12 protein-coding genes are annotated in these 13,808 nt (G+C 49.7%); 6 read left to right on the forward strand and 6 right to left on the reverse strand.

Annotated features, from left to right (window positions below):
* The first annotated feature begins 7 nt into the window (after positions 1–7).
* Entirely contained in the window at positions 8–985 is a 978-nt protein-coding gene (locus B0475_RS09455; protein ID WP_077411581.1) for an MBL fold metallo-hydrolase, read from the forward strand.
* Here the strand turns inward: B0475_RS09455 and B0475_RS09460 are convergent.
* From B0475_RS09460 to B0475_RS09470, 3 genes are read right to left on the reverse strand one after another with little or no spacing between them, the layout of a single operon-like run.
* On the reverse strand, positions 966–2,357 hold the full coding sequence (locus B0475_RS09460) for a DUF697 domain-containing protein (RefSeq protein WP_077411582.1): 1,392 nt from the start codon (positions 2,355–2,357) through the stop codon (positions 966–968). The genes B0475_RS09455 and B0475_RS09460 overlap by 20 nt on opposite strands.
* Positions 2,284–3,738 (reverse strand): GTPase domain-containing protein, encoded by a 1,455-nt coding sequence (locus B0475_RS09465; RefSeq protein WP_077411583.1) that lies wholly within the window; start codon positions 3,736–3,738, stop codon positions 2,284–2,286. Before B0475_RS09465 ends, B0475_RS09460 begins: the two co-directional genes overlap by 74 nt.
* A gap of 57 nt (positions 3,739–3,795) precedes the next feature.
* Positions 3,796–4,470 (reverse strand): M48 family metalloprotease, encoded by a 675-nt coding sequence (locus B0475_RS09470; protein WP_157892834.1) that lies wholly within the window; start codon positions 4,468–4,470, stop codon positions 3,796–3,798.
* Between the two features lie 103 nt (positions 4,471–4,573).
* On the opposite strand from B0475_RS09470, the gene B0475_RS09475 reads away from it, so the two are divergent.
* The 5 genes from B0475_RS09475 to plsB all read left to right on the forward strand — a co-directional run bounded on the left by B0475_RS09475 (position 4,574) and on the right by plsB (position 10,512).
* Entirely contained in the window at positions 4,574–5,089 is a 516-nt protein-coding gene (locus tag B0475_RS09475) for a YkvA family protein (protein ID WP_077411585.1), read from the forward strand.
* Between the two features lie 151 nt (positions 5,090–5,240).
* Entirely contained in the window at positions 5,241–5,792 is a 552-nt protein-coding gene (gene hslV / locus B0475_RS09480; RefSeq protein WP_449288550.1) for an ATP-dependent protease subunit HslV, read from the forward strand.
* Positions 5,793–5,801: 9 nt separating this feature from the next.
* Positions 5,802–7,136: an ATP-dependent protease ATPase subunit HslU gene (gene hslU, locus B0475_RS09485; RefSeq protein ID WP_077411586.1), complete on the forward strand. Its 1,335-nt coding sequence runs from the start codon at positions 5,802–5,804 to the stop codon at positions 7,134–7,136.
* A gap of 73 nt (positions 7,137–7,209) precedes the next feature.
* Positions 7,210–8,037, forward strand: coding sequence for a hypothetical protein (locus tag B0475_RS09490; RefSeq protein ID WP_157892835.1), 828 nt, complete (start codon positions 7,210–7,212; stop codon positions 8,035–8,037).
* A 63-nt stretch (positions 8,038–8,100) separates the two neighbouring features.
* The gene (gene plsB / locus B0475_RS09495) at positions 8,101–10,512 is read left to right on the forward strand and encodes a glycerol-3-phosphate 1-O-acyltransferase PlsB (RefSeq protein ID WP_077411588.1); all 2,412 of its coding nucleotides are present in this window, start codon (positions 8,101–8,103) and stop codon (positions 10,510–10,512) included.
* A gap of 3 nt (positions 10,513–10,515) precedes the next feature.
* Here the strand turns inward: plsB and B0475_RS09500 are convergent, their stop codons facing one another.
* The 3 genes from B0475_RS09500 to B0475_RS09510 are packed head-to-tail and all read right to left on the reverse strand — an operon-like array spanning position 10,516 to position 13,755.
* Positions 10,516–11,049, reverse strand: coding sequence for a DUF1569 domain-containing protein (locus B0475_RS09500; protein ID WP_077411589.1), 534 nt, complete (start codon positions 11,047–11,049; stop codon positions 10,516–10,518).
* A 29-nt stretch (positions 11,050–11,078) separates the two neighbouring features.
* Entirely contained in the window at positions 11,079–12,374 is a 1,296-nt protein-coding gene (locus B0475_RS09505) for a hypothetical protein (RefSeq protein ID WP_077411590.1), read from the reverse strand.
* On the reverse strand, positions 12,349–13,755 hold the full coding sequence (locus tag B0475_RS09510) for an MBOAT family O-acyltransferase (RefSeq protein ID WP_077411591.1): 1,407 nt from the start codon (positions 13,753–13,755) through the stop codon (positions 12,349–12,351). The genes B0475_RS09505 and B0475_RS09510 overlap by 26 nt, the downstream gene beginning before the upstream one ends.
* Positions 13,756–13,808: the final 53 nt, after the last annotated feature.

The raw sequence follows: 13,808 nt of genomic DNA on the forward strand, positions 1-13,808 counted from the left end.
TCATCACATGGAATTCATTTTTTTAGGCACTTCATCAGGCAGCCCCACCAAACAACGTAATGTGTCCGGCCTGGCACTCAAATCCAGTCGGCGTAAGTCTTGGTGTCTGGTCGATTGTGGCGAAGGCACTCAGCATCAGCTTTTGCATACGCCACTCGCGCTGTCCCGCTTATCAGCGATCATGATCACCCACGTCCATGGTGACCATTGTTTCGGCTTACCTGGGCTGCTGGCCAGTGCAGCCATGGCTGGTCGAACCCAGCCGATCACCGTGGTTGCGCCGGCTGCCATCAAAGGCTGGCTGGAACACAGCCAACAGATGGCAGAAACTCATCTGCCCTTTGCATTGAATTTCATTGATGTGAGCCAACTCAATTCTCCGGTTATGATTGATGCCTTTGAAATCAGCACCACTGCTTTATCCCACCGGGTGCCCAGTTTTGCCTATGGGTTCGCCGAGGTGGTCAAAGACCGGGCCCTGGATGTGGATAAACTCAAAGCTGAACAGATCCCAGCCGGTGCCCATTGGGGACAACTTCAAAATGGTCAGGATGTGATGCTTGAAGATGGCCGTCGACTGCTGGCCACTGATTATTTACTGCCACCACGCAAACCACGATACATCATCGTCGGTGGAGACAATGACTCACCACAATTGTTGAGCCAGAAAGCCAGCCAGGCTGATGTATTGATCCATGAAGCGACATACACCATGGATGTTGCTGACCGGGTTGGTTCAGGACCACAGCACAGTTGTGCCAAGCAGGTTGCCGAAATGGCCGAGCAAAGTGGTTTACGACACTTGATATTGACCCATTTCAGTGCCCGTTATGCATACAGTCAGGCATCACAGCCCAACATTTCAGCCATCGAAAACGAAGCCCGCGAGGCCTATTCAGGCCAACTGTTCCTGGCCAATGATCTGGATCATTTCAGGTTGAACCAACTGGGGGAGCTGTCGTTGATTAACCAGACTTGCGATTGAGGGATTTGAGGATCTGTTCACGGGCTTCCAACAGAATGGAGTTGCGGTCGAGGCTATTGACGATCCGTTTGGCCACGGTTTTTGGGCCTTCTTTACCCCAGGAATTACCCTGAACAAAATAGTGCTCAGCAATTTGGCCGACCAGGTAGGTGGCGTAGTAAGCCAGTGAACCCTGAGCCGTTGCTGTCAGGGTGGTTGATAATCCTGCGCTGACAGTTTTCATCGCCGAAGACAACAGGTTGACGCCCCAGACTGCCCCCATCAGCACAGCCAGCTGAGCCATGATGGTGGTGGTCAGCTTGGTCGCCTCCACTTTGCCCAGTGACAAACCATACAATTTCGATAACTGACGGATCATCGCCACATCCAGGCCGGCAGCAAACAACAAATCAGCCACCGGTATTGGATTAAAGGCAACGCCGATGCCTTTGGCCATACAATAAGTGCGGATGATTTTTTGTCCGGCAGAATGACGTACTTCGATGACTTTCCGGGCGATGTCATCTGAAACCTGACCGGCAAACAGGCTGGCATTCAAGGCCGTGATGGTTTTACCGTCCTGTGACAGCATTTCCCAAATCAGTTCTTTGAGTTCTTCGATGTGGGCAGGTGGGTGTTCGGTTTTCTGCTGTTCGCTGCCATCGGGCAATCTGACGATAACGGTACGAGCACGTGGATCTGCAGAGACTGCAACGATGCGGGTACTGATGTGACTGGTCTTGGCTTTGATGGATGCCTTGATCCGTTCGATTTCATCATGGGTGTACAGATCAGCCTTGTTCAACACCACTATGATTGGTTTGTTAGGCTGGGCGATGATGTCCAACTGGGCTTTTTGTGATTCACTCAAATCACCATCCAGCACAAACAGAATCACATCGGCCTGGCTGGCCGCCTGTTGAGCCATTTGTTCACGTTCTTCACCCGCAAACTCATCGGTACCCGGGGTGTCTATCAACACCACCGACTGTTGCCGATAGCTGGGCCAATCGAGGTAGTCGGTGTGTTTGGTTTCACCATGCAGCGGGCTGACGGTGAAATGCGGCTGGCCACTGATGGCATTCAGCAGGGATGATTTACCGGTGCTCACCTTTCCAAAAGCAACGATGTGGACTTGTTCGTTCTCCAGTTTATCAATCAGGCGTTCAATGTTTTGGTATTCCGTTTTCAGCTGAGCCCTGACTTGTGATGGAATTTTCGGATCATGTAACAATTGACGCAAAGAGGACAACGCCTGTTCATTCAGACCAGCTGCGGCATCATCCTGAGTTGCGACCTGGGCAGTGTGGTTTTTGATCTCAGGCTTTTTTCTGGCGGCTGACTTTGAGCGCCATTTTCGCCAACTCTTTAGCCAGTTCTTTGGATGAGCCAAGTAAATTCTCCTCGAAGGTTAATTGGGTTTGCCGGGTGTCCAGTTTGCCCTGTGTGCTGACACTGGTCAGTACCGCTTTGCCCAGTGAATTAAAAATCAGACCATAGGCCACAGCATGCATGATGCCCCCGGCCGCGGTACCAATGCCCGGAAATGCCTTCAGCGCATTTCCGGAAACAGCCAACACCAACGACGTCGAAGTGCGCAATTTTCCGCCAGCTGATTTCAATACCTCATCAACCTGCAACTGATTTACCGGAACATCATACAACTGACACAATTCGCGAACCAATTGGGTACCGATGGTGCCCTGAATGACCAGGTCAGAACCCGGAGCCACAGAGGCCAGGGCGCCAACGATGGCGCGTTTGGTGTGGCGTTCAATGGTGTCTGTGGCCAGACTGAGGTTATGTGTCTCACTGGCCTGGTTCAGTTTTTGTTCGGCCAACATCAGTATCCCCGCATCCCGGAACCGGTGCAGCGCCTCAGGATGACTGGCCACCACTTTTTCAATGGCAGTCAACAGTGGTTTGATGTTAACCGGTTCAGGACGTAACTCGCGTTGCCGGGTTCCGTCTGCTTGCTCCACAATGACTTCTTTGACCCCGCCCGTATTGATCAGTACCACTGGGTACTGGCGGTTGATCTTGTCGTTGATTGCCTGTTCAATGGCTGCAACCTGGGCTGATGAATAAACATCCACCTTATTCAATGCCACCACCATCGGTTTGTGCCAACCATTCAATTGATTAAACAAGGTCATTTCACTGCGTGAAATATCGGTGTTGAGCAAAAACACCACCACATGGGCTCGCTGAGATTCCTCCAGTGCCAACTGCTCCAGCTGTTGTTGATCAACCGCATCAAAGCCTGGCAGATCTGTGATCACCAACTGTCCATAACTGTGATGGTGGGCGTCAATGGTGGTTCCCTTGACCACATCTGTGGCTACCTCAGCCTTCGGCATCAGGGCTTGAATCAGACTGGATTTGCCGGTTGATGCGCTGCCAAACAAACTGATGTGAAAACGGCCGCTGGCGCGGCGCTGATGCAACTCCTGCATTTCAGCATGGGCCTGGCGGGTATCTACCCCGCGCTGTTGTTGCTGATCAATGGCCTGTTGCAAACTGCCTTCATCGATCACTTTAACCTGTTCTTTTACTTTGGTTTTTGGCCGGGTCAGGCGCAGGAATAACCACACCGGTAACAACGCCACCGCAACTATCACCATACCATAGAGCACAGTCAGCCAAGCCGGTGCCTGTTGCAGGTGCTGCCAGATGGTGAGTAATTTTTCAGCCAGAACCAGCACCAATACCAAGGCAAACAAACCCAGCACAGTGAGCACAATCAGTAACAAAGATTTGCTGTCAAATTTCATGGTTTTATTATAGGCCAGATAAACCGGTATGGCTCGGGTGAAAAGTCACCCTGATAATCACTGCGACAGTCTGGCGGCCTGTTGCCACCGCGGATCAATGTTTTCCTCTGGCAAATTGGTGCGTTGAATGCGGTTCTGCAGTTGCTCATGATCTGCTGACTGTTCCGTTGTGGACAGTTCCACTCGCCGCAAGTAATGATGGATCTGCAGCGCATCTCTGTGTTGCTGTTTCAACCATTCAGTGGCCGCCTCATCAGCTTGCTGTTCAATCTTCCGATAGAATTTTTTAATCCTCGATTTGGTGAATAACATCGGAGGATCATTGACCAGGGCCTGGGCTTGTTGGTGGTGATTCATGATCAGGTGGGCATGTTCATGGGCCAGCACATGAGCCAGCTGATCATCGTTGTTGATTTGTCGCATTAATCCACTGGTGAGGATCACCACCCCATGAGCCAGGGAATAGGCATTGGCAAAACCGGCATTGATGATCTGGCATGATTCAAAAGCACTGAGATGCAGTGCCGCAATTTGTTGATCACAGGATTGCTGCCAAAAAGGCACATCAGCCAGTCCAAACTGTTCAACCAGCTGATCCTGTTGTTGCCTGGCTGCATTGAGCAAGACCTGATCGGTAGCTGCTGCATTCACCAGGTTGCCAAGTAACAAAATCAACAACCAAACGTTTAACCGGTATGATGGGTGAATTTTTCTGATAATATTTGTCCGCATATAACCACAGCAATGATAATATAAATGGCCCCATACAGCCATTTGATTTATCATGCAGGCTGTTTATAATACTTTACTATTAACTTTCTGACAGAGGAAAACTATGGCAACCGTTTCAATTGATATTGATGATCAGGTCAAAGCACATTTCAATAAGTTCATTGAGGAACATGGCACCAACATCGATTCGGCTGATGTGAAGGAGGCGTTGGAAAAAGTCGCTGAAGTCCGCGCCAATTGTACCGATGGTTATGTGGTCGATCAGGTGGGTTGTCTGCAAATGATGCTCAGTATGGTGGAAGATCCAACCTGGGTCATCACTGATGGAAACAAAGAAAAAATCAACGCCACCATCAAATATTTTATTGATGACAACGACGTGATCCCTGATCACATACCGGGTATTGGTTATGTGGATGACTGTATCGTCATTGATGGCACCATGGATGATGTAGAAGAAGAAATGATGGAATTCAAAGATTTCTGTCGGGCCAGACTGGTGTATGCCAAGAACGGTCCTTTCAGCCTGGAAGAGTGGGAAGACATCAAAGATCAGGAAGCCGTCAGCCGGGCGCGCAACCGTCGCTTCAAAAAAGCCAAAAGATCACGTCGCTGGTAAATACCAACTGCACGAATCACGGCCCAGGCCGCCAATCAACACCCCTGCTCAGTCAGGGGTGTTTTTGTATCCGGCAAAGAAATCTGCCCCACCAATTGAATTTTTTCAGTTCAAACCCACATACAGAACTTATCATTAACAGCAAACACTCATGAAAGACTCCATGCATAATTACAGAGGTACCACCATTGTCAGTTACCGCGATAAAAAGCAGGTGGTGATTGGTGGTGATGGTCAGGTTACCCTGGGCAACACTGTCATGAAATCAAACGCCCGCAAAGTCCGTCGCTTATACCGCAATGAAGTGCTGGCTGGATTTGCCGGCGCCACCGCCGATGCTTTTACCTTGTTTGAAGTGTTTGAAGCCAAACTGGAAAAACACTCCGGCCACCTGGTCCGCTCAGCAGTGGAAATGGCCAAAGAATGGCGCACCGACCGACGACTGGGCCGGCTTGAAGCCTTGCTGGCTGTGGCTGACAAGGAAACATCGCTGATCATCTCCGGTAATGGCGACGTGATCGAACCGGAACATGGACTGATCGCCATAGGTTCCGGTGGGCCATTTGCCCAGGCTGCTGCCCTGGCGATGATCAAAAACACCAAGATGCCCGCTGAAAAGCTGGTCAAAGAAGCGCTGACCATTGCTGCTGATATTTGTATTTACACCAACAAAAATCACACCATTGAAACCCTCGATTTATAAGGAACACTTATGTCAAACATGACACCCAGAGAAATTGTTGAAGAACTGGATAAACACATCATTGGCCAACACAATGCCAAGCGATCCGTAGCCATCGCGCTGCGTAACCGCTGGCGACGCATGCAACTGGATGACGCAATGGCCAAGGAAATCACACCGAAAAACATCCTGATGATTGGCCCCACAGGTGTGGGTAAAACCGAAATTGCCAGGCGCCTGGCGATCCTTGCCGATGCACCATTCATCAAAGTAGAAGCCACCAAATTCACTGAAGTGGGCTACGTTGGTAAAGACGTTGAATCGATCATCCGTGACCTGGTTGAATCATCCATGAAGCGGACCCGTGAAGCCGCCATGTTGCAGGTCAATAAAAAGGCCGAAGATGCCGCTGAACAACGCATCCTGGATCACTTGATTCCCAAGCGCCAGTCTCCCATACCCAATGAAACCGTGGATGACTCGGACAGTACCACCCGGGCTAAATTCCTGACCCGTTTGCGTGAAGGCAAGCTGGATGACAAAGAAATTGAAATCCAGGTCAACCTCAACATGGGCGTTGACATCATGGGCCCTCCAGGAATGGAAGAAATGACCGATCAGCTGCAAAGCATGTTTGAAAACCTGGGTAAAAAGAAACAACAAACCAAGAAACTGACCATTAAGCAGGCCCGGCCGATCCTCACAGAGCAAGAGGCTCAGAAACTGATCAATGACGATGAAATTCGACAGCAGGCATTGAGCCAGGCAGAACAAAATGGCATCGTCTTCATCGACGAAATCGATAAAGTGGCCATCAGTGGCGGCATGGGTGGCGGTTCAGGCCAGGTGTCTCGTGAGGGAGTCCAGCGTGATTTACTGCCCATGATCGAAGGCTCTGTGGTCAACACCAAGTACGGACCGATCAAAACCGATCACATCCTGTTCATTGCCTCTGGTGCTTTCCATCTGAGCAAACCATCAGATCTGATTCCTGAGCTGCAAGGTCGTTTGCCCATCCGCGTTGAATTACGGGCGCTGACCAGTGATGATTTTGAGCGCATTCTCACCGAACCGGAACACGCCCTGACAGAACAATACAAGGCATTGATTGGTACCGAGAACGTGACCTTGACATTTACCCCGGATGGCATCAAGCGAATTGCTGAGATTTCCTGGTCAGTCAATGAAAAAACCGAAAACATCGGTGCCAGGAGGTTGCATACGGTGCTGGAGAAAATCCTTGATGAGGTGGCCTTCGAGGCTGCTGATAAATCGGGGCATGAATACATCATTGATGCAGAACACGTTAATCAATCAGTCGGCGAACTGTCTGAAGACGAAGATTTGAGTCGTTACATTCTGTAGTGTTTTCTTGTTAAATCCATCCAATCAAGTGATAATACGCGACTCATTACCATTAATTTAGAAGAGGAAAACAATGAAGACACGTATACACGTATTATGGATTATGCTGGTTGCTGTGATTGGCCTGAGTGGTTGCGGAGGCGACGACAATTCAGCAGCAGGTGAAATTGCGCAAATGGATACCGACACCCCTGATGGCGCATTCATGGCCTCCATCGCTGCCATGAAGTCCAATGACTTGAAATCTTTGATCAAAAACTCACTGAGTGATGAACAATACAATGAGCTGGTGACGGAGTTTGAAAACAACAAAACCGGTAATTTTTCTGAGGCTGACAAAGCCCAGTTTGCCTCAGCGATTTCCATGCTGACCTCTGATGGCGCAGAAGAAAACCTGTATCAAATGGTTGAACCACAACTGGAGCAGGCACGAGCCATGTTGCCCATGATGTTGATGATGGGTAAAGACCAGGTACTGCAAGGATTGAAAACCAACCCAATGCTGCCCGAATCACAACGTGATTCTGCCGTGGCAGTGGTTGGCGCAGCCATGGATTGGGCCGGTGAAAATGACATCCTCAGCGAAGACAAAACCAAAGCCGCCATTGCGGCCCTGGTCAACACCGCTAAAGAGCTGGACATGAATTCTCTGGATGACGTGCAAAACATGAGTTTTGATCAGGCCCTGGAAAAAGGTTCCATCGCCTTTGGCGGCGTGAAAAGCATCCTCGGTGCTTACGGTATCTCCATGGATGACATGCTCAGTTCGGTTGAAATCAGCGATCTGGAAGTCAATGGTGACCAGGCCAACATGAATGTTTCGTTTGAGTTGTTTGGTGAAACCGTCACACAACCCATGAACATGGTTAAAAAAGATGGTGTTTGGGTTGGTGACCAGTAATCCAAACCATTTTTTGAAGAACAGAAAGGGTCGTCAAGCGGCCCTTTTTCAACTGGGGGTCTGATGTCTATACTGAGCAAATTACTTTATCTTCGGGTCAAAGTAGAATACAGCCCCACCAAAATCAAATCGCTGGGTATTGATCCGGACATCCCTTTCATCTATGTTTTGTCCAGTGAATCAACAGTTTCACGCAGCATCCTTTGGGAAGAGATCAATCGCGGCAACCTGCCCAAACCATTCCGGCTGGACGCCGAATTTAACCTCAGCAAAAGCATCCTGGCAGCAGAACAGGCCGTGGGTTTCTGGAACCGCAAAAAGGACTACAAAGATTTTGACCAACAACTGGAACAGATCATTTCTCAGGTCAGGGAAGATGGTCAAAAACAGGTTCAACTGATCCCCATTTCTGTGTTCCTTGGCCGGGCTCCGGATCGTGATCATGGTATACTCAAAGTCATTTTTTCAGAAAAATGGGGCATCACCGGACGCTTCCGAAAATTCATATCCATTCTGGTCCATGGTAAACACACCCTGGCCCGGCTGAGTCAGCCCATCCTGGTAAACCAATCACTTGATAACAACGACACCCCTGACCGACTGGCCCATAAACTGGCCAGGGTCATCAGGTTACACAACAACCGGGTAAAAACATCGGTGGTAGGCCGTGACTTGTCTCATCGCAGAACCATCGCCAAGAACATCATTAAGCGACCCATCGTGCAACAGGAAATCAACAACTACGCTGAACGCCGTAAAATACCTGTTGAAAAAGCCCAAAAAGAAGCGCAGAAAATCATCCGTGAAATCGCTGCTGACTACTCTTATTCTGCGATCAAATTCATGAGTGGTATTTTCCGCTGGTTCTGGACCAAGGTTTATGACGGGGTGAAACTCAATCACTTTGATCAGCTGAGACACCTGACCACCGAAAAAGAAATCATTTACACCCCCTGCCACCGCAGCCACATTGATTACCTGATCCTGTCATACTCACTGTATGAAAGGGGTATTGTGCCGCCACACATTGCAGCCGGGATCAACCTGAATCTGCCCATCGTTGGCCGTATCCTCCGTGGCTCCGGAGCATTCTTTCTCCGCCGGTCATTCAATTCGGTGTTGTATTCCACCATCTTTTCTGAATACCTCAGCTCGCTGATTGCCCACGGTGTATCGATCGAATACTTCATTGAAGGCACCCGCTCCCGAACCGGACGCCTGCTGCACCCCAAAGCCGGTATGCTGGCCATGACGGTGCGCTCATACCTCAATGAACGCAGCAAACCATTGGTTTTTGTCCCTTCTTCATTGAACTATGAAAAACTGATGGAAGGTGCATCATACAAAAACGAACTGGGCGGAAAAGGCAAGAAAAAAGAGTCCATTGGAGGCCTGTTCAAAACCCTGAAGCTCCTCAAAGAAGATTATGGTCGCCTGACTGTGAATTTTTCTGAGCCGATTGAACTCGACGCCATCCTCGATCAGCACAAACCTGATTGGCGTGACCTGAAACTGGACGTCAAAGAAAAACCCCAATGGTTTAAAAATGTGGTTTCAGATGCCGGTACCCGCATCCTGACCCACATCAATGAAGCCTCGCACGTCAATCCCATCAATTTGCTGGCAGTGACGTTGCTGGCCACACCCAACCGTTCGGCCACCGAAGAAAACCTCAAAGAACAACTGGAGCTGTACCGCCTGATCCTGTTGAAACTGCCATATTCCGAACGCACCACTGTGACCAGCCTGTCGGTTGAAGAAATCATTGAGAAGGGTATTTTTCTGGGCTTCATCCAACGCGTAGAACATTCCCTGGGTGATGTCATTCAGGTCAGGGAAGAAATGGGCGTGCTGATGACTTATTACCGTAACAACGTATTGCATCTGTTTGCTGCCAGTTCCTTCATTGCCATGTTTTTCGTTAACAACCTCAAACACCCACGCCGGGAGGTGTTGCGCATGATGGCCATCATTTATCCATTCATTAAAAATGAACTGTTCCTCAAATGGAGCCGCGAAGAATTTGTTGACTATGGTCGTCAAACATTGAAATTACTCAAGGAACTGGATTTGCTGGTCTCCGCCGGACGCAATCTGGAGCGGCACAAAGGGGGGTCATTACAAGCTGCAAAACTCAGGGTATTGGCCAATGCACTGATGCAAACCTATGAGCGCTTTTTCATAGTCATCGCTCTGTTGAAAAGCCGCGGATCCGGCAGCCTCACCAGCAATGAATTGGAATCGCTGTGTCATCAGGTGGCCAGCCAGCTGTCATTGTTGTATGAATTCAATTCACCTGACTTTTTTGATAAAAACCTGTTCAGACAATTCATCAGTGTACTGAAAGAAGAGCAGATCATCAAAACCGATCTGGCCGGAAAGATCATCCTCTCAGACAACTTAGAACCCATGTATATGGGGGCCAAAACCATCTTATCGCGCCGCATCAGGCACAGCATCCTTTACCTGTTGTAGTGATCAGCCCACCGGCTGCATCGCTTCCAGGTGGTTGTAAATGTGCATCACATGCGCTTTCAGGTAATCATCGTGACTCAAATGACCGTAGGCAAAATGTGGCTGCAGAACGCCCTCAAAAACCGCAAACTGCTGCAATGCTGCATCCAATCGCTGATGGGCCGAAACGACATCGCCTGTGGCCAGTGCCGGTGCACCTGGAATGGCTTCTGTCAGGTTATGGGACATACTGGCACGAATGGAAAACACCCTGAATGCCAACTGACCAACGGTGTTTTTAAACCATGCTGACTGATGTTGTGGATAACCACTCATGGAAAATTCGATGCTTTGTGCCAGGTGATTGAGTACCTGAGAAAGGTTCCATTGCCCGTTCGGCTGTCTGCCACTGGCCATCAGTTCATCCAAGCTCAGCCGGGCATCTTCGATTGTCAGTCGGTCTGGATCACCCCCCTGGGTAAACCACCAACCACCTGTTACTGTGGCAGCAACACCACCAATCAACACTGTTCTTTTCAGTAACTGTCTGCGATTCATTCATCATGCCTGTTTGACCTCAGGTAAGTTTACCATTTTCCCTGCATCCAGTTGAGCACTTCGCCAACCAGAAATCGCGTGTAATTGGCAGCGCCCTGATATCGGTTCAGGTGAGTGGTGTCACTGAACATAGAGGATTGAATCACTGGCAAGTCCTGGTGATCCTGAATGGTGACACCGGTGGCTTGCTCTATGCGACTGATGGTTTCCTCCAGCCGGGCCCTGCCTTCAGCAGAATACTTGATCCAGTCGGTGTTGCGTGGCAACATCACCACTTCAACATGTTCGGAAAACGCCTGAAACTCCTGTACGATGCGGATAAAAGCCGCTACCAACTCTTCACTGAAATGCATGTCAATGATGTCTGCAGAGTGAATGCGGTTTAACCGATCATCATCGAGCCTGGCCGGGTCCATAATCAATTCATAGTATTCGTCAAACAATGCCAGGGTATCAGGGGCCCGTTCAGCCGCAATGGTCCCGCCGCCCTGCCACGGATAATACCAATCACTGCCGTCATAATCAGGATACTCTTTCTCAAACGCTTCATTCAGCAACGGGCCCAACTCCTGCAGCCTGTCCTGCCGCTTCTGGTCACGCTCCAAACTGGTGCGACTGCGTGGTTCCCGGAACGCCCCGCCAAAATAAAAAGTGGCCATCTCTGCAGATATGCTGTCACGCAGGTACTTGATATTGAATAAACGGACACCGCGGGTAGGATCGTCCAATAAGACATCAACCAACTCTGCATTGGAAGCCAACATGGTGAGGAAAGAGTCTTCCAGCGCCCTGGCACCTTCGTGCCGGGTGATGGTGGTTTGAAAAGGATTGAATTCGATCACTGCCAGCTTTAAGCGCCGGTCATGCTGTACAAAAACATCCCTGATTCGCCTGGCCAGATAATCCTGAAAAAACGGATTGAGCCCACCAAAGCCAAAATTAAATGACTTGATGTTGTTCACACCCTCATCGCTCAGCCACTGGTCAAATTCACGGGGTGAGAATCCCGCGCCAACCATTGAAGAACCAAACACCATGACCAGATCCTGCGATTCAGCAACAATTTGTGGCAATGCCTTTTGGGCCTGTATCACCCGACCCAGGATGGACTCACTGGAAGCGTCATTGGCCAGGGCAAATGCCCGCACCAATCCCAGGGCAAGGGCCATACCCAACAACAATACCAACAGGGTTTTGCCATAAATTGGCTGTCTCACTCCATCAGGCAAAGCACCATCTGCTGTAGATTCCAGGGCCTGTTGTGCAGCCACTGGATAAATGGGATGCTTGTTGTCAGGGTCAGAATTGGAAGTAGATGAAGGCATTGCTGGGTTCTCCAATCAATAAACAAAAGGCTTGTATGAGGATCAACAAGGGCCAGAACAGCCACCATCTGGCCATCCATTGCTGGGTTTTGTTCAGCACCACGTAGTCAATCAAGTGCATGAACAACAAAGCCACTGCCGTGAGGGCAAAAATAAGCAGGGCTTTGGAACTGGCATCCGGCAAAGTACCTGCCAGCCCATGCATCTGACTGATGATGTCCCATGCATTATCCAGACCAGTGGCCCGGAACAGCACCCAACCAATCAGCACCAAATAAAAAGTCATCACCCATTTCACCAGGCGGTTGAAAAACTGTTGGCTTTGCGCAAAACCAGCAAATACCGCGCTGTTACCCAACTGGTGGGTGGCGATGATGATCAGGCCATGGAAAGCGCCCCAGGCCACAAAGGTCCAGGCCGCACCATGCCACAAGCCACCCAAAAGCATGGTGATCATGACATTACGGATGCGGTTGAATTTACCACCGAGGGAAATATACAGATAGTCGCGCAACCAGGTCGACAGCGAGATGTGCCAGCGCTGCCAGAACTGCACGGGTGACAAAGCAAAATACGGCAAGCGGAAATTCAGCGGAATCTTAAAGCCAATGAGCATGGCTATCCCAATGGCCATGTCACTGTATCCTGAAAAATCACCATAGATCTGGCCGGCAAAGGCCAGCACCCCGGTCCAGGTTTCCAGCAAACTCACAGCACCACCATCAAATGCCATGGCCGCAGGTGCTGCCAGCAAGTCAGCAATGGTTTTTTTGAACAGACCAATGGTGATCAGTAAAAATCCATTGCGCACCATGTCCCAAGTGGGTACGGGTAACTTGTGAAATTGCGGCAGGATGTGTCGGGCCCTGAGGATCGGGCCGGCCACCAGTTGAGGGAAAAACGCCAGGGCGGTGGTGAATTCAGCCAGGCCCTTTCTCGGTTTCATGTCTCCCCGGTACACATCGATGGTGTAACTCAGTGACTGAAATGTATAGAATGAAATGCCCACCGGGAGTACCCAGGACAGCGAACCCAGGTCAGCCTGATATCCCAAAGTGGCCAACAGGTCTGCGACCGACTGAATGGCAAAATCTGCGTATTTGAACAACGCCAGTATGCCCAGGTTCATTAACACAGACAGGCTCAGGTACAGTTTCTTGCGCTTTTGATCACTGGTATTGCCAATGGCCTGAGCAAGGAAATAGTCTATGACCGCGGAGCCAACCAACAAGGGGATGAAGCGATAGTTCCAGGTGCCATAAAACACCAGAGACGAGACCAGAATAAAGTAAATCCGCGGTGTATGGCGCAAAAAGACAAAACCATAGAACAGCAGAAAGACCACCAAAAAGACAAAGAAAATGGGGGTGTTAAACAGCATGAGTGATCCCGGGCTCCCGTAATTTTATGATTGTTCTATTTATTGTGAACGCA

Origin of the sequence: Marinicella sediminis, assembly GCF_002000055.1 — a bacterium.
GTDB classification, from domain to species: Bacteria; Pseudomonadota; Gammaproteobacteria; order Xanthomonadales; family Marinicellaceae; genus Marinicella; species Marinicella sediminis.

Bases quoted from the DNA above. Each gene is read 5' to 3' on its own strand.
- B0475_RS09455 (WP_077411581.1), top strand. From the start codon at position 8: ATGGAATTCATTTTTTTAGGCACTTCATCAGGCAGCCCCACCAAACAA.
- B0475_RS09465 (WP_077411583.1), bottom strand. From the start codon at position 3,738: ATGAAATTTGACAGCAAATCTTTGTTACTGATTGTGCTCACTGTGCTG.
- B0475_RS09470 (WP_157892834.1), bottom strand. From the start codon at position 4,470: ATGCGGACAAATATTATCAGAAAAATTCACCCATCATACCGGTTAAAC.
- B0475_RS09475 (WP_077411585.1), top strand. From the start codon at position 4,574: ATGGCAACCGTTTCAATTGATATTGATGATCAGGTCAAAGCACATTTC.
- hslV (WP_449288550.1), top strand. From the start codon at position 5,241: ATGAAAGACTCCATGCATAATTACAGAGGTACCACCATTGTCAGTTAC.
- hslU (WP_077411586.1), top strand. From the start codon at position 5,802: ATGTCAAACATGACACCCAGAGAAATTGTTGAAGAACTGGATAAACAC.
- B0475_RS09490 (WP_157892835.1), top strand. From the start codon at position 7,210: ATGAAGACACGTATACACGTATTATGGATTATGCTGGTTGCTGTGATT.
- plsB (WP_077411588.1), top strand. From the start codon at position 8,101: ATGTCTATACTGAGCAAATTACTTTATCTTCGGGTCAAAGTAGAATAC.
- B0475_RS09500 (WP_077411589.1), bottom strand. From the start codon at position 11,049: ATGAATCGCAGACAGTTACTGAAAAGAACAGTGTTGATTGGTGGTGTT.
- B0475_RS09505 (WP_077411590.1), bottom strand. From the start codon at position 12,374: ATGCCTTCATCTACTTCCAATTCTGACCCTGACAACAAGCATCCCATT.
- B0475_RS09510 (WP_077411591.1), bottom strand. From the start codon at position 13,755: ATGCTGTTTAACACCCCCATTTTCTTTGTCTTTTTGGTGGTCTTTCTG.